This is a genomic window from Paraburkholderia sp. PAMB 6770, from assembly GCF_057748135.1.
Map to the genome: position 1 here is coordinate 1748363 of NZ_CM173239.1, position 23514 is coordinate 1771876.

Here is a 23514-nt window from a genome sequence, read left to right on the forward strand (position 1 = left end):
GGATTGAACTGCGCTGAAAACCACATCGACATGCAATACGGACGCCCACCTGACGACGAACGATCGCATTTTGCGTCAAATTGCGTCAAACCTACGGGTCAAGCAGTGGCTTCGGGCATGCGAGCGGCCGGCTCACGGATTGCGTCCTGAATAGCTGAAAAGGCTTTCCGGCGGGCGCACGAGCATGCAACACGCCGCTTCCCCGCATGACTTGCCGCATGAATTTGCCGAGCCCGCCAAACAAAATCACCGAATAAAGATCAATCTGAAATTTTCAATTTAATTAAACCGCATTAATTAAATTCGCTATATGAAAATATAATCTCACAATCCAAATTCCACAAACAAGCAGAAAATTCTGAATTTAATGTGGGAAAAGTGATTTAAAGCGTAGCCCGCGACGCGGGGCCCGGTGAGCCCGCGAGATGCAACCGGGACGCCCGCGCACGTGCGTCCGCCGGCGAATACCTGCCGACGCATGCCACACACCCAGCACCCGTCCGCGGCTCCCGCCGCCCTCAGGACAACGGCACCCGGACCGGCACCCGGACCGGCGACCCGCTCAGACCGGCCATCAGCGCCCGCCGGCCCGACCCACCGACCCACCGACACGATCCTGCCCCACATTTCCCCTTTGACAACGTGTCTTAAGATATATATCTTAAGACACATCTTACGATACATCGAGGAATCCCATGCGCCACGCACACCCCTTGCGCCGCCCCCATCGCGATCACGATGCGTTCCCGGACGACGCCCGCTTCTCGCTACACGCGCTCTGGCATGCGATATACGACGCGCGGCGCCGCGCCGCGTTCGTCGACGCGGCGCGCGAGCCGTTTGCGTCGCGCCGTTTTTCGCTGCACGGCGGGTGGCATGCAATCGGCCGGCATCATCACGGTCGCGGCGGCGACCGGGGCGGCCGGTTCCCGGGCGACCCGAACGATTTCGGCGACGGCGAGCGCTTCTCGCGCGGCCGCAAGTTCACGTCGGACGACCTGCAACTGCTGCTGCTCGCGCTGCTGGAATCGCGTCCGAGTCACGGCTACGAACTGATCAAGGACCTCGAAAGCCGCTCGAACGGCTTCTATAGTCCGAGCCCCGGCATGGTGTATCCGGCCCTCACCTACCTTGAGGAACTCGGTTACGTGACCGTTCAGGTCGAAGGCAACCGCAAGCGCTATGCGCTCGCCGAGCCGGGCCTCGCGTACCTGGACGGACAGCGCGAGCGCGCGGAACTGATGCTCGCAAAACTCGCGCACGTCGCGCGCAAGATGGACTCGGTGCGCCGCGCGCTCGCCGGCGAAGAACCGCTCGACCCGGCCGAAGGCGGCTGGTTGCCGGAACTGGTCGAGGCACGCCGCGCGCTCAAGCACGCGCTGCTGCGTCGCGACACGATCCCGGCCGACGAGCAGCGCCGCATCGCGGCGATCCTCGCGCGCGCGACGGCCGAAATCGAAGGCGGCGCGCCCAGCCAGCCGGCCTGATGCCGGCACCGCGCCACCCCCCTACTTTCTGGAGACTTATCGCATGTCCGAAACGCTCGATCTCGCGGTCACCCGCGTCCGGCATCCGCTGAAATTCCGGCTGCTGCAGGTAAAACGCGTGCACGCGGTCACACCGCATCTGCTGCGCGTCACGCTCGGTGGCGACGATCTGCACGACTTCCAGTCGGCCTCGTTCGACGACCACGTGAAGGTGTTTTTTCCGGCTCCCGGCGCCGACAAGCCGGTGCTGCCCACCGCCGGGCCGAATGGCCCGGTGTTTCCCGAAGGCGAACCGCGGCCCGTCGCGCGCGACTTCACGCCGCGCCGCTTCGACCGCGACGCACGCGAACTCGACCTCGAATTCGCGCTGCACGACGCCGGTCCCGCGACCCGCTGGGCGCGGCAAGCGCGCGTCGGCCAGTCCCTCGGCATTGGTGGACCGCGCGGCTCGCTGGTGATCCCGACCGGCTTCGACTGGCATCTGCTGATCGGCGACGACACCGCGCTGCCCGCCATCGCGCGCCGTCTCGGCGAGCTGCCGGCGGGTACGCGCGCGGCCGTCGTGCTCGAAGTCGCGGACCGCGCCGCGCGCCTCGACTTCGCGACCGCCGCGGAACTGCACGCGCTCTGGTGCTATCGCAGCGACAGCCCGTATCGCGGCGACGCGCTGCTGCACGCGGTGCGCGAACTCTATCTGCCGGAAGGGGAAGGCTATGTGTGGGCCGCCGGCGAAGCCGCGACGATGCGCGCGGTGCGCTATCACCTGTGCACCGAGCGCGGCATCGACAAATCGCGCATCCGCGCGGCGGCTTACTGGCGCGAGGGTGCGTCGGCGGTCCACGAAAACCTCGACGACTGAGCACGCGGCGCGGCGCTACGCCGCGCGCGCACCGAGGTCGGCGAGCGGATGCGCATCGCGCGCCCACGGCGACGCGAGAAAACGCCGGACCTGGTCGCTGCCGACATCGGCCAGCGTCGCGGGCGTCCAGCGCGGACAGTGGTCCTTGTCACCATGCCGCCGCCCATCGACACGCCGTCGAGCAGCGCGACGAGCGGCTTGGGAAACCGGCGCAGCGCGTAATAAAGCCGGTACTCGTCGATAAGGAAGTCGAGCCAGCCGGTCTCGCCGCGGGTTTTCATCCGGTACAGCGCACGCACGTCGCCGCCCGCGCAGAAGCCCTTGTCGCCCGCGCCGCACAGCACCGCCGCGACGATCGCACGGTCGTCGCGCACGCAGGCAAGCCGTGCGGCGAGCTCGCGCACCATCGTGTGCGACAGCGCGTTGAGCGCCGCCGGCCGGTCGAGCGTGATCACCGCCACGCGGTTGATCACGCGCAACCGCACCGCGCCGTCGGCGCCGGCCGCCGTCCCGCTATGCGGCGGCGCGAGCGCAGCCGTGCTCATGCGCGCACCGGTGCGTCGTTGCGCGCGCCGGTATGCCAGCGCGGCGGGCGTTTTTCGAGGAACGCGCGCACGCCTTCGCGCGGATCGGGGCCATCGAACAGATCGACGAAGCGCTCGCGTTCGAGCGCGAGCGCCGCGCGGCGCGGCACGCCGTCGCGCGCCTGGTGGATCAGCGTCTTGCCGAACGAGACCGCCTGCGGGCTGAGCGTCGCGACGCGCGCCGCCATCGCCAGCGCCGCGTCGAGCGAAGCCCCCGTCTCGACCACTTCCTCGACGAGCCCGATGCGCGCCGCGGTCGACGCATCGACGCGCTCGCCGGTCAGGATCATCCGCTTCGCCCAACCCTCGCCGACGAGCCAGGGCAGCGTCTGCGTGCCGCAGCCGCACGGCAGCAGCCCGACCGACGCCTCCGGCAACGCCATCTGCGCATGCCGTTCCGCGATGCGGATATCGGCGGCGAGCGAGCATTCGAGGCCCCCGCCCATCGCGTAGCCGTTGATCGCCGCAATCACCACAGGCCGCGCGTGCTGCAGCGCGTCGAACGCCGCGCCGAAGCGGGCGGCCGCAAGCCGCGCGGCGGCCTTGTCGCCGTCGGCGAACGTGTGCAGATCGGCGCCGGCGCTGAAGAACTTCGGCCCGCTTCCGGTGATCACGATAGACCTGACGGACTCCTCATCATCAAGGCGCTCGACCGTCTGCTGAAGCTGCAGCAACCCGTCAGGCGTGAAGGCATTGGCCGGCGCACGCGCGAGCGTGAGGACCGCCACGGCGCCGCCGTGCGCATAGTCGATGCCGATCATTGTGCGGCTCCTTCGCGACGATACAGCCGGATGACGGATGAAAAATCGAGCTTGCCCGCGCCGCCGGCGCTATGCGCCTGATACAGCTGCTGCGCAAGCGCGCCGAGAAACACCGGCCGCCGCGCGGCGCGCGCCGCGTCGGTCGCGAGACCGAGGTCCTTCAGCATCAGATCCGTACCGAAGCCGCCGCTGTAGCCGCGCGAAGCCGGCGCTCCGTCGATGACCCCCGGAAGCGGGTTATAGGTATCCGAACTCCAGCACCGCCCGGTCGACGTATTGATGATGCCCGCGAGCACGCGCGGATCGATGCCCAGCGACTCGCCGAGCGACATCGCTTCGGCCACGCCCGCCATCGTGATGCCGAGCAGCAGGTTGTTGCAGATTTTCGCGACCTGTCCGGTGCCGACCGCTCCGCAATGCACGATGTTGCGCCCCATCGCCGCGAGCACCGGCCTGACGGCCGCAAACGCGGCGTCGCTCGCGCCGACCATGAACGTCAGCGTGCCGGCCGCCGCGCCGCCGGTGCCGCCGGACACCGGCGCATCGACGAACGGGTTGCCGTGTTCGGCGGCGAGCGCCGCGCAGGCCGCGACGCTCGCCGGATCGATCGTGCTCGAATCGATGACCGGCGCCCCGCGCGCGAGGCCGGCGAGCACGCCGTCCTCGCCCGCCAGCACGCTGCGCACATGGGCCGCCGCCGGCAGCATCGTGAGCACGCATTCGGCGTCGCTTGCGGCCGCTTTCGGCGAGCCGGCCGCACGCGCGCCCGCCGCGACGAGCGCGTCGCGCGCCTGCGCGTTCAGGTCGAACACGCTCAGTGCGTGGCCGGCCTTCAGCAGGTTATGCGCCATCGGCGCGCCCATGTTGCCGAGCCCGATGAACCCTATCCTCATGATGTCGTCTCCGTTGCGTGAAGCGTGGCGCGTTCAGCGCAGGCTGATCGTCGTGTTGACGCCGTCGCTCGCCGACGCGTCGTCGAACCAGCGTGCGGTCACCGTTTTCGTCTGCGTGTAGAACTGCACGACCTGCTTGCCGTACGGTCCGAGATCGCCGAGCTTCGAGCCGCGCGAACCGGTGAAGCTGAAGAACGGCACCGGCACCGGAATCGGAATGTTGATCCCCACCTGCCCGATGTCGATCTCGCTCTGGAACCGGCGCGCCGCCGCGCCGCTCTGCGTGAAGAGCCCGACGCCGTTGCCGGACGGATTGCGGTTCACGAGCGCGATCGCATCGTCAAGCGTCGGCACGTTGATCACGAGCAGCACGGGCCCGAAGATTTCGGTGCGGTAGATCTCCATCTCCGTGGTCACGTCCGTGAAGACGGTCGGACCGACGAAATTGCCTTCCTCGTAGCCGGCGACGCGCACGCCGCGCCCGTCGAGCGCGAGCGTCGCGCCTTCGTTCAGGCCGGCGTCGATCAGCCCGAGCACGCGCGCTTTGGCCGCGCGCGAAACGAGCGGGCCGATGTCGGTGCCCGGCTCGCTGCCGGCATTGACCTTGAGCCTCGCCGCGCGTTCGACGAGCGCGGGCAGCCACTGCTGCGCGGCGCCGACCAGCACCGCAACCGAGGTCGCCATGCAGCGCTGGCCAGCCGCGCCGAAGCTCGCGCCGACGAGCGCATCGAGGGTCTGCGCGCGGTTCGCATCGGGCAGCACGACCGCATGATTCTTCGCGCCCATCATCGCCTGCACGCGCTTGCCGTGCTCGCTGCCGAGCCGGTAGACATGCGTGCCGACGGCCGTCGAGCCGACGAACGACACCGCCTTCACGAGCGCATGCGTGCACAGCGCGTCGACCACGTCCTTGCCGCCGTGCACCACGTTCAGCACGCCTTTCGGCACCCCTGCTTCGAGCGCGAGCTCGACGAGCTGCATCGTCGACAGCGGATCCTGCTCGGACGGCTTCAGCACGAACGTGTTGCCGCACACGAGCGCCATCGGGAACATCCACAGCGGGATCATCGCGGGGAAGTTGAACGGCGTGATGCCCGCGCAGACGCCGATCGGCTGCCGCAGCGTGTACGTATCGACGCCGCCCGCGACGTTCTCCAGAAACTCGCCCTGCTGCAACGTGCCGACCGAACACGCATGCTCGACCACTTCGAGGCCGCGGAACACGTCGCCCTCTGCGTCCGGCAGCGTCTTGCCCTGCTCGGCGCTCAGCGTGCGCGCAATGCGCGGCAGATGCTCTCGGATCAGCGCCTGGTACTTCAGCATGATGCGCATGCGCGCGCCGACCGGCGTGTGCTTCCACGACGAGAACGCTGCGTGCGCGCTGCGGACCGCTTCGTCGACCTCGGCGAGCGTAGCCATCGGCACGTGCGCGAGCACCTGCTGCGTCGCGGGATTGACGACCTCGCGCCACTCGCGCGTCGCAGACTCGACGAACTCGCCGTTGATCAGCAGCCTGACGCGCGGCACGTCCGCGGACGACGTCAGGGAGGAGCCGGCTGTGGCCGGAGACGATGCGCTCATGCTGGATGCTCCTGTGCAAGGGCCGCGCGGCGGCCCGACCGGGTGAACGCAGCGGCTGCGCGCCGCCGCGATGAGGGAAGAAGACCGCGAGAAGACACGCGCCGCGTCTATTTGCCGTTCGTGCCCGCCAGCTCCGGGAAGTCCTCCTCCCAGAACTCGCCGGGCATCCGCGCGGGCTCGGCGCCGCGTTCAAGCTCGCGGCGGCGCAATTCGACGCGGCGGATCTTGCCGGAGATCGTCTTCGGCAGCTCGCTGAACTGCAGCCGGCGAATCCGCTTGTACGGCGCGAGCTTCTCGCGCGAGAAGCGGAACACGCTGAGCGCGAGCGCGGCGCCCGGCTCGTGACCATGACGCACGGTGACGAACGCTTTCGGCACCGCGAGGCGCAGCGCATCGGCACTCGGCACGACGGCGGCTTCCGCGATCGCCTCGTGTTCGATCAGCACGCTTTCGAGTTCGAACGGGCTCAGCCGGTAATCGGAGGACTTGAACACGTCGTCGGCGCGGCCGACGTACACGTAGTAGCCGTCGTCGCGCCGCAGGGCGACATCGGACGTGTGGTAGTAGCCGTTGCGCATCGACTGTGCGGTCGCGGCGGGATGGTTCGCATAGCCCGTCATCAGGCCGAGCGGACGGGCGTCGAGCGGCAATGCGATCTCGCCCTCCCCGACCGGCTGGTCGTCCGCGTCGACGAGCGCAACCCGGTAGCCCGGCAGCGGACGGCCCATCGATCCCGGCACCACCGGCTGCCCCGGCGAGTTGCCGATCTGGCAGGTCGTTTCGGTCTGCCCGTAGCCGTCGCGAATCGTCACGCCCCACGCATGACGCACCCGCTCGATCACCTCGGGATTCAGCGGTTCGCCCGCGCCGACGATCTCGCGCAGCCGCACCGGGTAGTCGGCGAGCGGCTCCTGCACCAGCATGCGCCAGACGGTCGGCGGCGCGCACAGCGTACTGACGCCGCAGCGCACCAGCACGTCGAGCACGTCTGTCGGCACGAAGCGCGCGAAGTTGAACACGAACACGCAGGCCTGCGCATTCCACGGTGCGAAGAAGCAGCTCCACGCGTGCTTCGCCCAGCCCGGCGAGCTGATGTTCCAGTGAATGTCGCCCGGCTGCAGGCCGATCCAGTACATCGTCGACAGATGGCCCACCGGATAGCTCGCGTGCGTATGCTCGACGAGTTTCGGCTTCGACGTGGTGCCCGACGTGAAGTAGAGCAGCAGCGGGTCGCTCGCGCGCGTCGGCGCATCGGGCACGAACTGCGGGTCGGCTGCGGCGGCGCCCGCGAGATCGAGCCAGCCGTCGCGCGGCACGCCGGCCGCGAGGCGCGTGAGCGGCACGTCGAGGCCGTCGAACTTGGCGGTTTCCCCGCTGTCGACGATCGCGAACGTCGCGCCGCCGGCCTGCACGCGCTCGCGCACGTCATCCGGCGTCAGCTGCGTGGTGGCGGGCAGCACGATGGCGCCGAGCTTCATCGCCGCGAGCATCACGTCCCACAGTTCGACGCGGTTCGGCAGCATCAGCAGCAGACGGTCGCCGCGCCGCACGCCGGCGCCGCGCAGGAAGTTCGCCATGCGCGACGAGCGCTGCGCCATCTCCGCATACGAGTAACGGGTGCCGTCGCTCGCCGGGTCGTCGACGATCCATAGCGCCGGCTGGTCGTTGTGCTGCGCTATCGCGTCGAAATAGTCGAGCGCCCAGTTGAACGTGTCGAGCGCCGGCCACGCGAAGGTCCGGTACGCGAGCGCGTAGTCGGTGCGGTGGCGCAGCAGCAGGTCGCGTGCATCCAGAAATCGCTGCAGCGAAGCGGTATTCCCGATCATCGTCGTCTCCTGAATGGCGCGAACGCGCATTGTCTGGGGTCTGCCCGCGACCTATTCTGCGCTCAAACGTGCCGCGCGATCAGCATTCGCTGCACTTCGCTGGTGCCCTCGTAGATCTGCGTAATGCGCGCGTCGCGATAGTGACGCTCGACCGCATAGTCTTCGAGGTAGCCATAGCCGCCGTGGATCTGGATCGCGTTCGAGCAGACCTGCTCGGCCAGCTCGGACGCATACAGCTTCGCCTGCGACGCTTCCGACAGGCACGGCCGCCCCGCGCTGCGCAGCCGCGCCGCGTGATGCACGAGCAGCCGCGCGGCGTTCAGGCGGGTCGCCATGTCGGCCAGCATGTTCGCGATGCTCTGATGATCCTTCAGCGCCTTGCCGAACTGGATGCGCTCGTGCGCATAGCCGCGCGCGGCGTCGAACGCGGCGCGCGCGATGCCGATCGCCTGCGCGGCGATGCCGATGCGCCCGCCTTCGAGATTCGACAGCGCGATGCGCAAGCCGTCGCCGCGCGCGCCCAGCAGGCTGTCCTCGGGTACTGCGCAGCCGTCGAGCGTGATCGCGCACGTATCGGACGCGCGAATGCCGAGCTTGTGCTCAGGCGGACCCACCTGAAAACCGGGCGTGCCGGTCGGCACGATGAACGCGGACAGGCCGCGCTTGCCGCGCTCGGGATCGGTGACCGCGAACACGATCGCGAGGCCCGCGCGCGCGCCGTTCGTCACGAACTGCTTGCTGCCGCTCAGGATCCACTGGCCGTCGCGCCACTGCGCGCGCGTGCGCAGGTTGTTCGCCTCGGAGCCGGCCTGCGGCTCGGTCAGGCAAAACGCGCCGATCGTGCGGCCGCTCGCCAGCGCATGCAGATAGCGGTCCTTTTGCGCGGCCGTGCCGAAGTTCAGAATCGGTCCGCAACCGACCGAATTGTGCACGCTCATCAGCGTCGCGCACGCGGCGCAACCGGCGGCGATTTCCTCGAGCGCGAGCGCATAGGCCACGTAGTCCGTGTATGCGCCGCCCCACTCGGGCGGCACGATCATCCCCAGCAGGCCGAGCTCGCCCATCTGCGCGACGACGTCGTCGGGCAGTTGGGCATCGCGGTCCCAGCGCGCCGCGTGCGGCGCGAGACGGTGGCGTGCGAAATCGCGCGCGGCGTCGCGAATCATCCGTTGTTCGTCGGTGTAGAAGTCGTCCATCTGCGAGATCCGGCGGAGCCTGTCGGGATGCGTGTCATGTCGTGCCGCAGCGCGGGCCGTGCCGGCGACGACGCTGAACGCAGCACAAGTGTAGGCAAGCGGCTGGACAGCCGCGATGCTCTGGCCGATCATTTCGCGTGAGCGCATTTGCCATACCGGCATGGCGCAGGACCACGCAGAAGTCTTGCACGATGCATCGTGTACCGGCGGCCGCGTCGCGCGGTGAGCGGATCGGCCAGCGTGCCGTCCACCGCCGCGTGGTCCCGGCGGACAATCACCGAACCCCGAAGCACCCCCGATGAAGAACGACAAAGGTACGATTTCGGTCCGTCTCGTCGACGAGACCCTTGCCCTCGCCCGCGCGCGCGGCGTCGACGTGCTGCCGCTCGTCGCGGCGGCCGGCATCGCGCCGGCCATGCTCGCCGAGCCGAAGAGCCGCATCTCGTCCGCGCAATATGGCGCGCTGTGGGCCGGCATCGCGCGCGCGATGGACGACGAGTTCTTCGGCCAGGATTCGCATCCGATGCGCTTCGGCAGCTTCATCGCGATGACGCACAGCGCGCTCACCGCACGCAACGGTGCGCAGGCGCTCACGCGTGCGCTCGGCTTCATGCGCCTCGTGCTCGACGACCTGAGCGCCGATCTGCGCATCGAACCCACGCACGCGCGCATTGCGTTCGCGCACCGCGAAGGCGCGCCGCCTCCGACGATGTTTGCGTACGCCACTTACTTCATCGTCGTCTACGGGCTCGTATGCTGGCTGGTCGGGCGGCGCATCCCGCTGCACGCCGCGCGTTTTCGCTGTGCCGCCCCCGCGGCCGCGCACGAGTACCGGCTGATGTTCTGCGACGACCTGCGCTTCGGCGAACCCGGCACGCATGTCGACCTCGATCCGGCGTTTCTCGACCTGCCGGTGATCCAGACCGCGCAGTCGGTAAAGCCGTTCCTGCGCGATGCGCCGGGCAGCTTCGTCGTCAAGTACCGCAACCCGGACTCGCTTGCCGCGCGCATCCGCCGGATCCTGCGCACGCTGCCCGGCGCGCACTGGCCCGCCGCGCACGAGATCGCGCAGCGCCTGCACGTGGCCGAGGCGACGCTGCGGCGGCATCTGAAGCAGGAAGGCCACACGGTGCAGTCGATCAAGGACGACTTGCGGCGCGACCTCGCCATCGGCGAGTTGCAGCACGGCAGCCGCACGATCGCGGAAATCGCCGCGCACGTCGGGTTCGCGGAGCCGAGCGCCTTTCATCGGGCGTTTCGCAAGTGGACCGGCATGCGGCCGGCCGACTACCGGCCCGCGCGCGGCGCACGGCGGCGGCGCTGATGCCGCAAAGGCAAGCCGCCGCGACCGTGCGTCGCCCGCCCTCCTCGCAATACTGGATTGCGAAATCCTTCATGGCGAACGCGCGGCGTGCTTTCTAGAATGTCAGCATCACCGTTGCCTGTTTGACAGGAGCCTGCCATGAACGGCATTTTTCGCGTGTGGTCCGGTGTCATCCTGACTGCCGCATGTGCCGGCGCGGCACACGCCCAGACGCTGGCCGCGCCGTGCCAGCCCGTGCCGAAAACCCGCGCCGAAGTCAGGGCCGACCTGATCCGCTGGGAAGCGGCGGGCTTCAACCCGCTCGACTGGGTCGACTATCCCGACAACGCGCAGCAGGCCGCGCGGATCGTCGCGCAACAGCGCGACGCCGCCGACGACATGCCGCGCTGCGCGCCGTAAGCCGCCAGCGCGCCCCGTGCGCGCCGTGCTTCGCGCGGCGCGCGCGGGTCATCGGCCGGCAGACGTGACGGACCGCCGCCGCACGGCGCGGACCGGCCGGTTCCCCTCGCGCGCAAGGCCGGTTTCGGTAAAATAGGCGCGCCGAAGCGAGCCCCGTGCAAACGCCGGCCGCGCGGTGTACGCGCCGCGCGGCGGCGGGTGATTTTGCGCTGCCGCACCCGTCATCCGATCTGAACCGCTACACGAGAACAACACCTTGGGGGAACGACAACAATGAATCTGGCTGAGCGCTTTTTCCGGATTTCCGAATCCGGCTCTTCCGTGCGCATGGAAATGCTGGCCGGCCTCACCACCTTCCTGACGATGGCCTACATCATCTTCGTCAACCCGGCGATTCTCGGCGACGCCGGCATGCCGAAAGACGCGGTGTTCGTCGCGACCTGCCTTGTCGCGGCACTCGCGTCGCTGATCATGGGCCTGTATGCGAACTACCCGATTGCGTGCGCACCGGGCATGGGATTGAACGCGTATTTCGCCTATACGGTCGTCAAGGGAATGGGCTTCACGTGGCAGGCCGCGCTCGGCGCGGTGTTCATCTCCGGCTGCCTGTTCATGCTCGTCACGCTGTTTCGCGTGCGCGAGGTGATCGTCAAGGGCATTCCTCATTCGATTCGCGTCGCGATCACCGCCGGCATCGGCCTGTTTCTCGCCATCATTTCGCTGAAGACGTCCGGCGTCGTGACCGGCAACCCGGCCACGCTCGTCACGCTCGGCAACCTGCACGACGTGCATGTGCTGCTCGCGGTGATCGGCTTCTTCGCGATCGTCACGCTCGATTTCCTGCGGGTGCGCGGCGCGATCCTGATCGGCATCGTCGGCGTGACGGTGCTCAGCTTCTTCTTCGGCGGCAACCAGTTTCACGGGATCGTGTCGGCGCCGCCGTCGATCAGCCCGACGCTGTTTCACCTCGACATCCGCGCCGCGCTGTCCACCGGCGTGCTGAACGTGGTCCTCGTGTTCTTCCTCGTCGAGCTGTTCGATGCGACCGGCACGCTGATGGGCGTCGCGAACCGCGCGGGGCTGCTGGTCGAAGGCAAGCTCGACCGCCTGAACAAGGCGCTGCTCGCCGACAGCAGCGCGATTCTCGCCGGGTCGCTGCTCGGCACCTCGTCGACCACCGCGTACATCGAAAGCGCCTCGGGCGTGCAGGCGGGCGGCCGCACCGGCCTGACCGCGCTCACGGTCGCCGTGCTGTTTCTCGCGTCGCTGTTTTTCGCGCCGCTCGCGGGCGTGGTGCCGGCGTACGCGACGGCGCCCGCGCTGCTATATGTGTCGTGCCTGATGCTGCGCGAACTGGGCTCGCTGCCGTGGGACGACGCGACCGAGGTGATCCCCGCCGCGCTGACCGCGCTGATGATGCCGTTCACGTACTCGATCGCCAACGGCGTCGCGTTCGGTTTCATTTCGTACGCGGGGCTGAAACTGCTGACCGGGCGCGCGCGCGAAGTGAAGCTGGTGGTCTGGGTGATCGCCGCCGTTTTCCTGTTCCGCTACTTTTATCTCGGCTCCGAATAGGCGGTGCGGTAGTTCGCGCTGCGCGGGTGACTCCGTGGCGCGCGGGTCGTGGCGCACAAGTCGTTCGTGCTGCGCGGGCGTTTTGCGCTGTGCGCCGCGGCAGCGGTGGCGCACTGCCCGGCGCCGTGCACCGGGTCATGCGCCGGAGCGAAAGGAACGCAACGCTAGTTCGGCCAGTTCGCCTCGTAAAAGCGCACATAGCCGCTGCGCAGCACCGCACATTGCGCGCGGGTTTCGGACAGCAGGCGGCGCGTGGCCGCCTCGATCCTCGGACGATGCTCGGCGAACGCGCCGACCATGTCCTCGAGCCGCGACGACGCGGCGCCGTAATGATCTTCGAGCGCTTCGGCCGTGATCGTGCACTCGACCCTCGCCCCATCGACCAGCGCCGGAAACGCGAGAGTGAGTTCGCGCCCCGAATACTCGGGGGCTTCGTTCGGGAAATGGATCTGCATGGGATTCGCCTTCGGTTGACAGCGGGATCACCCGAAACCGCGCGCCGTCCTCACGGAAGCCGCGATGCGGCCGGCGACGCGCGGGCTGCCTCAGCGGCCGGCCGCTTCGCCGCATCAAGCCGCTGATTCCAATCACTTTAGACGACTTGCGGCACGCCGCAAGTATTCGTTGCGCGCGCCGCGCCGGCGCTCCGGCGCGCAAGCCGCATCGGTCCGGCTGGACACGCCGTGCGCAAACGGTGTGCCGGTCCGCTTGCCGCGGCGCAGCATCAAAACGTATCCGATGCGCGCCGGCGCATCCGCCGTCCCCCGACGCCGCCCCCGCTTTGCGGTATCGTGACGGCCTTCGCCCGAGGTCCCACGCCATGACTGAACCCGCCCGCTCCTTTCTCGTGCGCGTCGAACCGCTCGGACACACGTTCGACGCGCCGGAATCGCTGACGCTGCTCGAAGCCGCCGGCTTCGCCGGCCTGCGTCTGCCGCGCTCGTGCCGCAACGGCACGTGCCGCACGTGCCTGTGTCATCTGCGCAGCGGCCGCGTGTCGTACACGATCGAGTGGCCCGGGCTGTCGCGCGAGGAAAAGGCCGAAGGCTGCATCCTGCCTTGTGTCGCGATCGCGCAATCCGATCTGGTGCTCGACGCGCCGGACGCCATCGCGCTGGATATGCCTGCCGCGCCCGCGTGAGAGATGCATCGCGGCATTCTCGCGGGCGCGCAAACGGCGAAGACGTGTCGCTGCGTCTTATGACAATCCTTCGCATACCTGAATAAAAGAATCGCACGCCAGCCGGCTTGCCGCGCTTCGCTGCCGCGCGCCGGATGGGCCGCGGCGCTCAGCCGCCGGCTTCCTTCATCTCCTTCAGGTGCTTGTAGACGGTCGCGCGCCCCATGCCGAGCAGCGCCGCGACGTAATTGGCCGAGCTGCGGCCGCGAAACGCGCCCTCGGCGTACAGCGCTTCGACGAGCGCGCGCCGGTGTTCGCGCGTGAGGCTGTTCAGCCCCAATTGCCGCTCGCGCAACCAGTGGTGCAGGAACGTGTTGATGCGGTCCTGCCAGTCGTCGCGAAAGAGCGCGTCGTCGGGTGCGACGGTGCCCGTCCCCTTGATGAACAGATCGAGCGTCGCGCGCACCTCGTCGAACACGGCGATATTGAAGTTGATGCACAGCACGCCGGCCGGCTGCCCCGCATCGTCGAGCAGCACGTTGCTCACGGAGCGCATGCGCCGGCCGTCCCAGTTCAGCTTCTCATAGGGGCCGGTGACGCGCGCGCCGGGACCGGCCGCGTCGGCTGCGTCGGCTACATCGCCGGTCTCGTCGGGGGTCGACGCGTCGCCGGCCGCACGCTTCGACAGGCTGTTCGCGATGTGAGCGATCGTGCCCGCGCGCAGATCGTGGATCACCGCCTCCGCGTACGGGAAGAACAATGCGGCAATGCCGTCGGCGATCGGCGCATAGCGGCTCAACAGGAATGCCCGGTTGTCGGGGGCAGGCGTGTTCGGCATCGGTGCGTACAACGGGTCAAGGTGTCGAAAGAGCGGGACATGCGCCAGGCACGACGCACAGCGCGCGGAGGCCGCGAACGCTGCGCGGGTGCGATCCCAGCCGGCATTGTATCGGGGGCAATGCATGCATGGGGGTGCGGGGGTGCAGGTCTGCGGGTCTGCGGGTCTGCGGGGTGCGGGGTGCGGGGTGCGGGGTGCGGGGTGCGGGGTGCGGGGTGCGGGGTGCGGGGTGCGGGGTGCGGGGTGCGGGGTGCGGGGTGCGGGGTGCGGGGTGCGGGGTGCGGGGTGCGGGGTGCGGGGTGCGGGGTGCGGGGTGCGGGGTGCGGGGTGCGGGGTGCGGGGTGCGGGGTGCGGGGTGCGGGGTGCGGGGAGTAACGCACCTATCGTAGCGCGCGCGGTGCGGCATAGCGCGGCGCGGCCTGCGGCAGCGCAGCCGCGCGCACCCGGCTGATACGCATTTTTGTCCGCCTGGCGAGCCGATTTTTTTCATGCGATAACGCGGAGTATTCCTTTCCCCGGAGCCCACGATGGCCACGCTCGAAGCACTGCGCGCCGTGCTTGACGATGACGGCACGCCCGAGATCATTCGCAATCACATCATCGATTCGCTGCAATATGCGCTGCGCAATCACGGGCCGGTGTTCACCGCGCGGGAGATCGAATGGCTTGCCGCCTGGGACGATGCGCGCATTCCGCTCGCAGCCGCGCGCGAGCGCACCCGCCGCACCGCCGACCTCACAAGCTGAGCGGAGCGAGGCCGGGCCGGGCCAATCCGGGCGTCCGCGCACGGCGTGCAATCAGGGAGGCGCGCATCCGTGCTATTCATCGTCGGCGGTTTCGTGCATCATTACGGGATTGCCGGATGCCGCACGGGTGGCATCCGGCAGCAGCCACGACCGACGCGCTGCTGCGCGCACGCCGTCGCGGCTGTCTCCCCGCTGTTCGCAGCGCTTCCGTTTCACCCACACCGGGCAGGCCTCGCCTGCGGCGTCCGCGCTGCCACGCGCCGCCCCGATGTGCGTTGCGTGCGACGGATCGATACCCGCTGCGCGCCTTCTGTCCACCCGGCATCGGCGCGCGATTGACCGACTGGATCCCGAAACCGGCGCAGCCGGCTCTTCGCGACCGAACCCCGACGGCTTGCATCCATGCCGAACGGGTTCGGCCCAGACCCGTTCGGCCCTGACTGGCTCCCAGCCTGCCGTTATTCACGCGGCGCGCGACCCGTCGCCCTCGTGCGCGCGTCGTGCGGCGCAGCGCTTGCGCGCTACCGTCTCACAGGACAAGTATTCGATGAATTCTGCTGTCAAGATTTATAAAGGTTTCGAAATTCACCCGCTCGTCTATCCGAGCCGCCCCGCCGCGAGCGCACGTCATGCGCTCACCGGCTACGAAGCGTCGGTGCGCATCTGCCGCGTCGGCGCAAACCCGTCCGCCGACGGCCGCGTGTTCCGCCTGCCCTACATGTGGCCCTTCGAGGCGGCCGGCAAGGCGCGCATCGCGTGCATGGCGCATGCGGAGCAACTGATCGACGGCCGCGTCGACGGCCAGTCTGTCGCCGACCTCTAGGTGCGACCCCACGCGCGGGAGCGCCACGCTCACCGGTCATCGCCGGGCTGCCTTACACCACGCTGCGTCACACCGGGCTGCGCCTCCTCGGGCCATGCCGCTCTGCGCGACGCCACGTCGGGCTGCGTCATGCCGGGCTGCGTCAAGCCCGGCCACGCCTTCTCGGGCCATGCCGCTCTGCGTAACGCCCGTTTTCAACACGCTGGGCCACGCCAGGTCGGGCCCACTCGCGGCCGGCGCCACCGGTGCCGGCGCTACAGGCTGAACACCGCGGCAAGCCCGTGGTCCGCGCCGCGCCGGCGCTGCCGCACGACCCGTTCTTCGAGTTCGCCCAGATGCGCGCGCATCGCGTCGAGCGCGGCCGGCAGATCGCCGGATTCGAGCGCATCGACGATCTGCGCGTGCTCGTCCGCCGCGCAACGCGTACCCTTGGCGGGATCGAACAGCGCCTTGTAAAGCTCCGTCTTCGCGACGAGCCGCGCCACGCAGTCGTGCAGTTCCGTGCGCGCCGCGCCGCCGCTTGCGAGCCCGGTCAGCAACAGATGAAACTGCCCGGCAAGCCGGACCGCCTCGTCGACCTGGGCCGCGTGCTGCGCTTTCTGCTCGGCTCGCACATGCGCGCGCAGACGGCGCAGCGACTGCGCGCCGCACGCGCCGCATAGCGCGACGATTACGCCGCTTTCGACGATCTGCCGCGCGCGATAGACCTCGCGAATATCCGCTTCGGTCGGCGACGGCACGAACGCGCCCCGATTCGTTTCGAGCACCAGCTTGCCTTCGGCGCCGAGCCGCGCGAGCACCTTGCGCACGGCCCCGCGCGTCGCGCCGAACGTCGCGGCGAGTTCGCGCTCGACCAGTTGCGTGCCCGGCGGCAGCCGGCCGGCGAGCAGCGCGGACACGAGCGCCGCGTACACGCGCGCCTCGGGGTCGGGCGCAACGCGCGCGGCTTCGGCAGCTTCGGCAGCTTCGGTATGGGTGGCCGGTGCCCGGCGGGTGCGAGTGGTCATGGCAGCATGCCTCGAGCAGCATGGAAGAGTCGATGACGGGCGTCATCGTAGCGGACCCGGCGTGCCGCCTCAAGCGCTGCGCGAGCCGATTCCGGATACCGGGCATAACAATTATGGTTAACCATTTTTAGACATTATGGTTGACCATAACGGATCCGCAACCGCCTCGCCGGACACCGCCCCAAACCGCGCACCCGGCGTCTCCGCCTTCCGACCCAGCCCCATGACCGACCCTGTTTGTGCCGCACGCGACGGCCGCCCACGCGTGATGCGCCGCTTTTCCCGAGCCTGCCAGGCGCGGCTCGTCCCGCTGGTATGGCTGGCCGCGATCGTCGCGATCGGCCTGAACCTGCGGCCGCTGCTGACATCGATCAGCCCGCTGCTGCCGTCGATCCGCGCGGCCACCGGACTGAGCTATGCAGGCGCCGCACTGCTGACGAGCCTGCCGGTGGTCGCGATGGGGCTCGGCGCGTTCGCGGCCGGCCCGCTCGCACGCGGAGTCGGCGAGACGCGCGGCGTCGCGCTCGGACTGCTCGCCATCGCGCTCGCGTGCGGCACGCGCTGGCGCGCGGATAGCGGCGCCGCCCTGCTCGCGAGCGCGACGCTCGCCGGCATCGGCGTCGCGGCCATCCAGGCGCTGCTGCCGGGGGTCATCAAGCAGCGCTTTGGTCACCGCGTCCCGCTCGCGATGGGCATCTTCTCCGCGGCGCTCATGGGCGGCGGCGGACTCGGCGCGCGCCTCAGCCCCGCGCTCAGCCGCTGGGCAGGCACATGGCACGCCGGCCTTGCGTTCTGGGCCTTGCCGGCGCTGCTCGCGCTGGCCGGCTGGCTCGCACTCGGCCGATGCGCGAGGCGCGCGGCGACAGGTGCAGCAGGCGCGGCGGATACCGCCGATGCCGCTCGCACGGCACACCCCGGCGAGCATTCGCGCGTTATCGCCGCCTCACGCACCTCAGACACCTCAGACACCTCAGACACCTCAGACACCCCACACGCCTCACACGACGCACACACCCCACACGCCCCGCATACATCAAACACCACCCGCGCCGCCCCCCTCCCACCACCGCCCGCCGCCGACGGTCCGCCGCTGTGGCGCCGGCGCCGCGCATGGACGCTCGGCCTGCACTTCGGCCTCGTCAACGGCGGCTACACGACGCTCGTCGCGTGGTTGCCCGCGTATTACCAGCAGCAAGGCGCAAGCGTCGCACAAAGCGGCGCGCTGCTCGCGACGATGACGCTCTTCCAGGCCGCCGCCGCCGTGCTGCTGCCGCTTGCGGCCGCGCCGTTTCGCGACCGGCGGCCGTGGCTCGTGCTCGGTCTCGCGGCGCAACTCGCAGGCATCGCCGGCCTTGCGCTGTGGCCGCTCGGTGCACCGCTGCTATGGGTGGCGAGTGCCGGCGCGGGACTCGGCGGCACCTTCGCGCTCACGCTCGTCACCGCGCTCGACCACGCCGAAGCGCCGCGCCTCGCGGCGCGTATCGCGGCCTTCATGCAGGGCGTGGGCTTTGTGATCGCCGCAATCGCGCCGCTCATCGCAGGCGTGCTGCGCGAGGCCACCGGCACCTTCCGCGCCGCGTGGCTGCTGCTCGCACTGACCCTGTGCGCAATGATCGTGCTGACGCGGGTCCTCTCGCCGCGCAGCTACGCGCGTGCCTTCGGTCCAGCTCACGCTTGGGCGCGCGCAGCGGGGTAAGCCTGCGCGCACACCTGTCTCTGCGTCACCGCCATGTGCTGCGCCACGCACCGCACGCCGGCCTTCCGCGCCCAAGCCACGCGCTGCGCTGCTCACCGCACGCCTGCCTCTGTGCCAACGCTGCGCAGCACATACCTGCCTGCGCGCCACCGCCACGCACCACACGCCTGCCTCTGTGCCAAAGCCACGCGCTGCACCGCACGCCTGCCTCCGCAAACCGGCCTTCCGCGCCAACGCCACGCGCCGCGCCTCCCGCGCGCCCACCCGCGTCCGCCATGACGCCGCGCCTCGCGCCACCTCGGTGCACACGTGCTGCGCCGCACCGCTTCGGTGCGCCCTCCACCGCGCGGTGTCCACAGCATTCGCGCGAGCGGTCCGCCCAAGCCGCCGTCATCGGCATGGCATGACGCTTGCTTGAAACAGCCCGACCCTCGCAATGACGCGGGGCCATCCGTACGGAGCCCGCGCCGCCTCGCACCGGCGCGCGGGTTCCGGCAAGGACGCCGGTCCGCTCCGGCGCGTGCCGTTGCGGCGCGCCGTGCGCCGTTGTCCCTCCGGTCGGGCAATGACGTTCGACGCCAGCTGTCGCCGGCCTCACCGCCGGCATGCGATTGAACGCCATCATGACGCCAGAACGCCACCGCCCGCAGTCCACACCGTCGGCCAGCCCGCCCTTGCGAGCGACCGGGCCGCTCGAGCGCTCAGCCGCTCGACGGGCGCCCGCGGCCCGCCGGCCCCGGTCGCGCCCCCTCGCCCCCTTGTTCCCGATCCCGCACGAAACCGCCCCGACATGCTGCGTGTACTGCTCGTAACCGACACCGACAAGCCGATTGGCGATCTGCGCGATGCGCTCGCGCGGCTCGGGTACGACATGCTCGCCGACACCGCGACCTCGCAGGCGCTGCACCGGATCGTCGAGCGCGAGAAGCCCGACGTGATCATCATCGATACCGAATCGCCGTCGCGCGACACGCTCGAACAGCTCGCCGTGATGAACGCCACCGCGCCGCGTCCGGTGCTGATGTTCAGCCACGACGCGAACCAGCAACTGATCCGCGACGCGGTGGGCGCCGGCGTCACCGCCTATCTCGTCGAGGGCCTCGCGACCGGACGGCTCGCGCCCATCCTCGAAGTCGCGCTCGCGCGCTTCGCGCAGGAGTCGCAGTTGCGCGAGCGCCTTGCGCAGGTCGAGGGCGAGCTTGCCGAGCGCAAGCTGATCGACCGCGCCAAACGTCTGCTGATGGACCAGCAGAACCTTGCCGAACCCGCCGCGTATGCGAGCCTGCGCAAGCGCGCGATGAACGAGGGCGTGAAGCTCGTCGAGATCGCGCGCCAGATCGTCACGGCCGCCGACCCGGCTTCCTGATACGCCTGTCATGAAACCGCCCGCCCTTGCCCCTGCCCCGTCCGCGCTCGAACAGACCCATGTCCGGCTCGGCTTCGTCTCGCTGTCGGACGCGGCGCCGCTCGTCGCCGCGAAGCTGCTCGAATTCGGCCACGCGCACGGCCTCACGCTCGAACTGTCGCGCCAGCCGTCGTGGGCGGCGCTGCGCGACAAGCTGCTGGCCGGCGAGCTCGATGCCGCGCACGCGCTCTACGGCCTTCCATACGGCGTGCAACTGGGCCTCGGCGGGCCGCGCACGGACATGGCGGTGCTGATGGTGCTCAACCGCAACGGCCAGGCGATCACGCTGTCGAACCGTCTCGCCGATGCGCTCGCCACCCACGGTTCGCTGCCGGCCGCGCTGGCCACGCTCGGTCGCAAGCCGGTGTTCGCGCAGACCTTTCCGACCGGCACGCATGCGATGTGGCTGTACTACTGGCTCGCATCGCAGCACGTGCATCCGCTGCGCGACGTCGAAAGCGTCGTGATTCCGCCGCCGCAGATGGTGGACGCGCTCGCCGGCGACCGCCTCGACGGCCTGTGCGTCGGCGAACCGTGGAATGCGGCGGCGCAGGCGCGCGGCGTCGGCCGCACGGTCGCGTACAGCAGCGAAATCTGGCCCGACCACCCGGAGAAGGTGCTCGCGTGCCGGCGCGATTTCGCGCTGCGTCACCCGCACACCGCCCGCGCGCTCGTGCAGACGATGCTCGAAGCGTGCCGCTGGCTCGACGGCGACGGTCATCGCAACGACATCGCGCGCTGGCTCGTGCGGCCCGAGTACATCGGCATCGACGAGGCGCTGATCGCGCAGCGCCTCGCGCGCGAAATCGCGACGCCCGTGCCGCGCCGTCTGCCGGTGCGCTTCTTCGACGGCGGCGCGGTCAACTACCCGCGCCCGGCCGACGGCGTCTGGTTTCTCACGCAATACGAGCGCTGGCGCATGATCGACGCGCGCGACGACTATGCGGCCCTCGCCGCGTCGATCAACCAGACGCAGCTGTATCGCGAGGCGGCAAGCGCGATGGGTATCGCGCTGCCGCCCGAGCGCGTGCCGGCGCTGATGATCGACGGACGCGAATGGACCGGCGCCGATCCGCGCGGCTATGTGAACGGGTTCCCGCTGCGCGCGTAGCGCGTTCGCGGCCTGCTTGCGTCAGCGCGGGAACACCGCGTCGGCGACCCAGCCCGCGTCCGTGAGATGAACGCCTTCGCGAAGCTGCATCGTGCCCTCGCCTTCGATCACGCGCGCCACCATCGGAAACGCGCGCAACACGCGTGGGTCGCGCACCCATGACGCCGGCGCAATCCGGTACGTGTAGAGCACCGAGCTCACTCGCTGTCCGTTTTGCGTGACCGGGGTTTCCCAACCCACCACCTTGTCGAGCGACAGCGAAGCGACGCAGAGGTCGCCCGGATGCGTCACGCGCGAGGGGGCGCTCGCCACGTCCACCGGAAGGTGCAGATAGTATTTCCGGCCTTCCGCGGTGAGCGCATACGCGCGCCCCGGCGCGCGAATCGTCTTGCCGTCCTGGTCCTTGCGTTCGAGCATCACCTCCTTGCTTTCGACGAGGCCGACCTGTTCGAGCACAGGCATCTGGCGCGCGTCGCGTGTGCCCGCCGCCGCGTCCTGGGCGCTCACGTAGATGGGCCAGTCGTATTTGGCCACGCACAGGTGGCCCCGCTTCGCGAGGAAATCGCGGATCGCCGCCGTGAAATTCGCCTGGTTGGCCTCCTCGCGCGAGTCGCGGCATCCGCCGAGCATGCCAAGTGCGATCAGGAACGCGGCCGCGCAAACGCGCCGCGAAACGAAAGGGGGTTGCTTCATGGTGTCGTGGCCGGTTTCCGGTCTGATAAAAATGGGAAGCGTGCCGTCCCCGTCAGGGGCACGGCACGATTATCTGCAATCCGAATCAATTTTTGATCAATTCCGGATCAGTTCACACAGACGCCGCTCGCCGGTGGCGTCGCGGGCGGCTGGTAGCCGTCGGTCAGCGTGTCCAGGAAACAGATCACGTCCTGCATGTCCCGCTCGCTCATCACCGGCGCGGAGTGCACCGGGCGCGGCTGCGTGCCGCTGCCGAGCGTGTTCGTTCCGCCCGCGCCGGTTCCCATCGGCGCCTCTTCGTCCACGTTGCCGCGATAGGCTGCGGGCAAATCGTTGAACGTCGAGACCGTGGCGCCCGACGCATAGGTCGGAAACAGCGCGTAACCGGGATTGTGCGTTACGTTGCCGCGCTCGCCGCCGCTCGACGGGTACCAGTATTCGGGGTTGGTATCCCGCGTGTTGTAGAAGTGCAGCACTTGCTGCAGCGAGTGGAACACGCCGTTGTGGAAAAACGCGCCGCGGGTGGCCACGTTGCGCAATGTCGGCACCTTGAACAGCCCGCAATAGGCGTTCGCCGCGCCGGCCGACGCGGGCTGGTGGTCGGTTCGGTAGGGGCCGCACAGCCCCATGTCGAAGTACGACGCGGCGGTGTTGGCGGGAATCGGGCTCGGGTTGCCCGGAATCGACGTATCGTTGCGCGGCACGCCGAGCGCCTGATAGGTGAAGTCGGTCATGAGCGCCACCGTGCCGTTGAAGTTCGCGCCCCCATAGTGGCAGGCCGCGCAGTTGGCCGCCCCGTTGAAGAGCGCGAGCCCGCGCATTTCGGCCGCCGTCAGCGTGCCGCCGATCTTGTTGCCCAGATACCGGTCGAACTTGCTCGAATAGGGATGAAAGCTCGGCTCCTCGCTCTGATACGCCTGCAGCGCCGCGCCGATGTCGCTGAAAGCGACGTCCGCGTCGCCGAACACCCCCGTGCCGAACGCCTGCTCGAAAAGCGCCGCATATGGCGCGTCGCGGACCTTCTGCACCACGGCAGCCTTCGACGCATTGTTCATCTCGATCGGGTTGAGCAGCGGCAGGGCCGCCTGAGCCGCCAGCGTATCCGCGCGGCCGTCCCACATGAATCCGCCGCCGGGCGCATTCTGCGACACGCCGTCCGGGTTCATGGAATCGTCGCTGTAGGCCGGCGTCATGTCCTTGTAGCGCAGCGACGGCACCGCGCGCACACCCGCCGAAACGCCGTCCGAACCGAGCTGGACGGCAAGGCTGTCCGGCGGACCGTAGCCGTACTGGGGCGAATGGCACGTGGCGCACGACATGTTCCGGTTGCCCGACAGATTGACGTCGAAAAACAGCTGGCCGCCGACTTGCGCCGCGAGACTCAGCGGGGCCGACGGGGCTGCGCCCGGCGGCACCGGGCTGGCCGCGCCGGCGGGCGCAGCCGGGGCGCCGTCGGCGGCAGCGGGCGACGCGTCGCCCGCTGCCGCGCGTTGCGCGGGATTGCCGCCATCCCCGCCGCCACAGGCCGACAGGCTCAGCGCATACGCACATAACGCGTAGACAGCCCGCTTGCGCATCGCGAATCCTTGA

At 69.4% G+C, this 23514-nt stretch carries 21 protein-coding genes and 1 pseudogene; 11 read left to right on the forward strand and 11 right to left on the reverse strand.

Annotated elements, in window-relative coordinates; all coding sequences use genetic code 11:
- Nucleotides 1-695 precede the first annotated feature (695 nt).
- Both AC3AP7_RS25135 and AC3AP7_RS25140 read left to right on the forward strand, forming a co-directional pair.
- Nucleotides 696-1487 carry a PadR family transcriptional regulator gene (locus AC3AP7_RS25135; RefSeq protein ID WP_487363014.1) on the forward strand — a complete coding sequence of 264 codons (792 nt, stop codon included), beginning with the start codon at nucleotides 696-698 and terminating at the stop codon, nucleotides 1485-1487.
- Nucleotides 1488-1530: 43 nt separating this feature from the next.
- Nucleotides 1531-2346 carry a siderophore-interacting protein gene (locus AC3AP7_RS25140; RefSeq protein WP_487363015.1) on the forward strand — a complete coding sequence of 272 codons (816 nt, stop codon included), beginning with the start codon at nucleotides 1531-1533 and terminating at the stop codon, nucleotides 2344-2346.
- A 152-nt stretch (nucleotides 2347-2498) separates the two neighbouring features.
- Here the strand turns inward: AC3AP7_RS25140 and AC3AP7_RS25145 are convergent.
- From AC3AP7_RS25145 to AC3AP7_RS25170, 6 genes and pseudogenes are all read right to left on the reverse strand, one after another.
- Nucleotides 2499-2891 (reverse strand): annotated as a pseudogene (locus tag AC3AP7_RS25145) (enoyl-CoA hydratase/isomerase family protein); the annotation flags it as partial.
- Nucleotides 2888-3691 (reverse strand): enoyl-CoA hydratase, encoded by an 804-nt coding sequence (locus tag AC3AP7_RS25150; RefSeq protein WP_487363016.1) that lies wholly within the window; start codon nucleotides 3689-3691, stop codon nucleotides 2888-2890. The gene AC3AP7_RS25150 and the pseudogene AC3AP7_RS25145, both read right to left, overlap by 4 nt.
- On the reverse strand, nucleotides 3688-4584 hold the full coding sequence (gene mmsB / locus AC3AP7_RS25155; protein ID WP_487363017.1) for a 3-hydroxyisobutyrate dehydrogenase: 897 nt from the start codon (nucleotides 4582-4584) through the stop codon (nucleotides 3688-3690). The genes AC3AP7_RS25150 and mmsB overlap by 4 nt, the downstream gene beginning before the upstream one ends.
- A gap of 33 nt (nucleotides 4585-4617) precedes the next feature.
- Nucleotides 4618-6165: a CoA-acylating methylmalonate-semialdehyde dehydrogenase gene (gene mmsA, locus AC3AP7_RS25160; RefSeq protein ID WP_487363018.1), complete on the reverse strand. Its 1548-nt coding sequence runs from the start codon at nucleotides 6163-6165 to the stop codon at nucleotides 4618-4620.
- A 107-nt stretch (nucleotides 6166-6272) separates the two neighbouring features.
- A complete protein-coding gene (locus AC3AP7_RS25165) occupies nucleotides 6273-7991 on the reverse strand; it encodes an AMP-binding protein (protein WP_487363019.1) in 1719 nt (572 codons plus the stop codon).
- Nucleotides 7992-8053: 62 nt separating this feature from the next.
- The gene (locus AC3AP7_RS25170; RefSeq protein WP_487363020.1) at nucleotides 8054-9187 is read right to left on the reverse strand and encodes an acyl-CoA dehydrogenase family protein; all 1134 of its coding nucleotides are present in this window, start codon (nucleotides 9185-9187) and stop codon (nucleotides 8054-8056) included.
- 298 nt (nucleotides 9188-9485) lie between these two features.
- Between AC3AP7_RS25170 and AC3AP7_RS25175 the strand changes: the two genes are divergently transcribed.
- From AC3AP7_RS25175 to AC3AP7_RS25185, 3 genes are all read left to right on the forward strand, one after another.
- A complete protein-coding gene (locus AC3AP7_RS25175; RefSeq protein ID WP_487363021.1) occupies nucleotides 9486-10511 on the forward strand; it encodes an AraC family transcriptional regulator in 1026 nt (341 codons plus the stop codon).
- A gap of 138 nt (nucleotides 10512-10649) precedes the next feature.
- The gene (locus tag AC3AP7_RS25180) at nucleotides 10650-10910 is read left to right on the forward strand and encodes a DUF4148 domain-containing protein (protein WP_487363022.1); all 261 of its coding nucleotides are present in this window, start codon (nucleotides 10650-10652) and stop codon (nucleotides 10908-10910) included.
- A gap of 273 nt (nucleotides 10911-11183) precedes the next feature.
- Nucleotides 11184-12485, forward strand: a complete 1302-nt coding sequence (locus AC3AP7_RS25185) for an NCS2 family permease (RefSeq protein WP_487363023.1) — start codon at nucleotides 11184-11186, stop codon at nucleotides 12483-12485.
- A gap of 164 nt (nucleotides 12486-12649) precedes the next feature.
- Here the strand turns inward: AC3AP7_RS25185 and AC3AP7_RS25190 are convergent, their stop codons facing one another.
- Entirely contained in the window at nucleotides 12650-12940 is a 291-nt protein-coding gene (locus AC3AP7_RS25190; RefSeq protein ID WP_487363024.1) for a DUF1488 family protein, read from the reverse strand.
- Between the two features lie 365 nt (nucleotides 12941-13305).
- On the opposite strand from AC3AP7_RS25190, the gene AC3AP7_RS25195 reads away from it, so the two are divergent.
- Nucleotides 13306-13626, forward strand: coding sequence for a 2Fe-2S iron-sulfur cluster-binding protein (locus tag AC3AP7_RS25195; protein ID WP_487363025.1), 321 nt, complete (start codon nucleotides 13306-13308; stop codon nucleotides 13624-13626).
- Between the two features lie 148 nt (nucleotides 13627-13774).
- Here the strand turns inward: AC3AP7_RS25195 and AC3AP7_RS25200 are convergent, their stop codons facing one another.
- Nucleotides 13775-14443 carry a helix-turn-helix transcriptional regulator gene (locus AC3AP7_RS25200; RefSeq protein WP_487363026.1) on the reverse strand — a complete coding sequence of 223 codons (669 nt, stop codon included), beginning with the start codon at nucleotides 14441-14443 and terminating at the stop codon, nucleotides 13775-13777.
- Between the two features lie 527 nt (nucleotides 14444-14970).
- Here AC3AP7_RS25200 and AC3AP7_RS25205 point away from each other — a divergent pair.
- Both AC3AP7_RS25205 and AC3AP7_RS25210 read left to right on the forward strand, forming a co-directional pair.
- Nucleotides 14971-15189, forward strand: coding sequence for a hypothetical protein (locus AC3AP7_RS25205; protein WP_487363027.1), 219 nt, complete (start codon nucleotides 14971-14973; stop codon nucleotides 15187-15189).
- A gap of 547 nt (nucleotides 15190-15736) precedes the next feature.
- Nucleotides 15737-16012, forward strand: coding sequence for a hypothetical protein (locus AC3AP7_RS25210; protein ID WP_487363028.1), 276 nt, complete (start codon nucleotides 15737-15739; stop codon nucleotides 16010-16012).
- A gap of 254 nt (nucleotides 16013-16266) precedes the next feature.
- Here AC3AP7_RS25210 and AC3AP7_RS25215 read toward each other — a convergent pair whose 3' ends face one another.
- Complete coding sequence (locus AC3AP7_RS25215) at nucleotides 16267-17019, reverse strand: GntR family transcriptional regulator (protein WP_487363029.1); 753 nt, start codon at nucleotides 17017-17019, stop codon at nucleotides 16267-16269.
- Nucleotides 17020-17242: 223 nt separating this feature from the next.
- On the opposite strand from AC3AP7_RS25215, the gene AC3AP7_RS25220 reads away from it, so the two are divergent.
- The 3 genes from AC3AP7_RS25220 to AC3AP7_RS25230 all read left to right on the forward strand — a co-directional run bounded on the left by AC3AP7_RS25220 (nucleotide 17243) and on the right by AC3AP7_RS25230 (nucleotide 21231).
- Nucleotides 17243-18715 (forward strand): MFS transporter, encoded by a 1473-nt coding sequence (locus AC3AP7_RS25220; RefSeq protein ID WP_488324828.1) that lies wholly within the window; start codon nucleotides 17243-17245, stop codon nucleotides 18713-18715.
- Between the two features lie 790 nt (nucleotides 18716-19505).
- Nucleotides 19506-20081, forward strand: a complete 576-nt coding sequence (locus tag AC3AP7_RS25225) for an ANTAR domain-containing response regulator (RefSeq protein WP_487363030.1) — start codon at nucleotides 19506-19508, stop codon at nucleotides 20079-20081.
- 10 nt (nucleotides 20082-20091) lie between these two features.
- Nucleotides 20092-21231 (forward strand): CmpA/NrtA family ABC transporter substrate-binding protein, encoded by a 1140-nt coding sequence (locus AC3AP7_RS25230; RefSeq protein ID WP_487363031.1) that lies wholly within the window; start codon nucleotides 20092-20094, stop codon nucleotides 21229-21231.
- Between the two features lie 21 nt (nucleotides 21232-21252).
- On the opposite strand, the gene AC3AP7_RS25235 is transcribed toward AC3AP7_RS25230, so the two are convergent.
- Nucleotides 21253-21924 (reverse strand): hypothetical protein, encoded by a 672-nt coding sequence (locus tag AC3AP7_RS25235; RefSeq protein WP_487363032.1) that lies wholly within the window; start codon nucleotides 21922-21924, stop codon nucleotides 21253-21255.
- A 107-nt stretch (nucleotides 21925-22031) separates the two neighbouring features.
- Complete coding sequence (locus AC3AP7_RS25240; RefSeq protein ID WP_487365013.1) at nucleotides 22032-23501, reverse strand: cytochrome-c peroxidase; 1470 nt, start codon at nucleotides 23499-23501, stop codon at nucleotides 22032-22034.
- Between the last annotated feature and the right edge of the window lie 13 nt (nucleotides 23502-23514).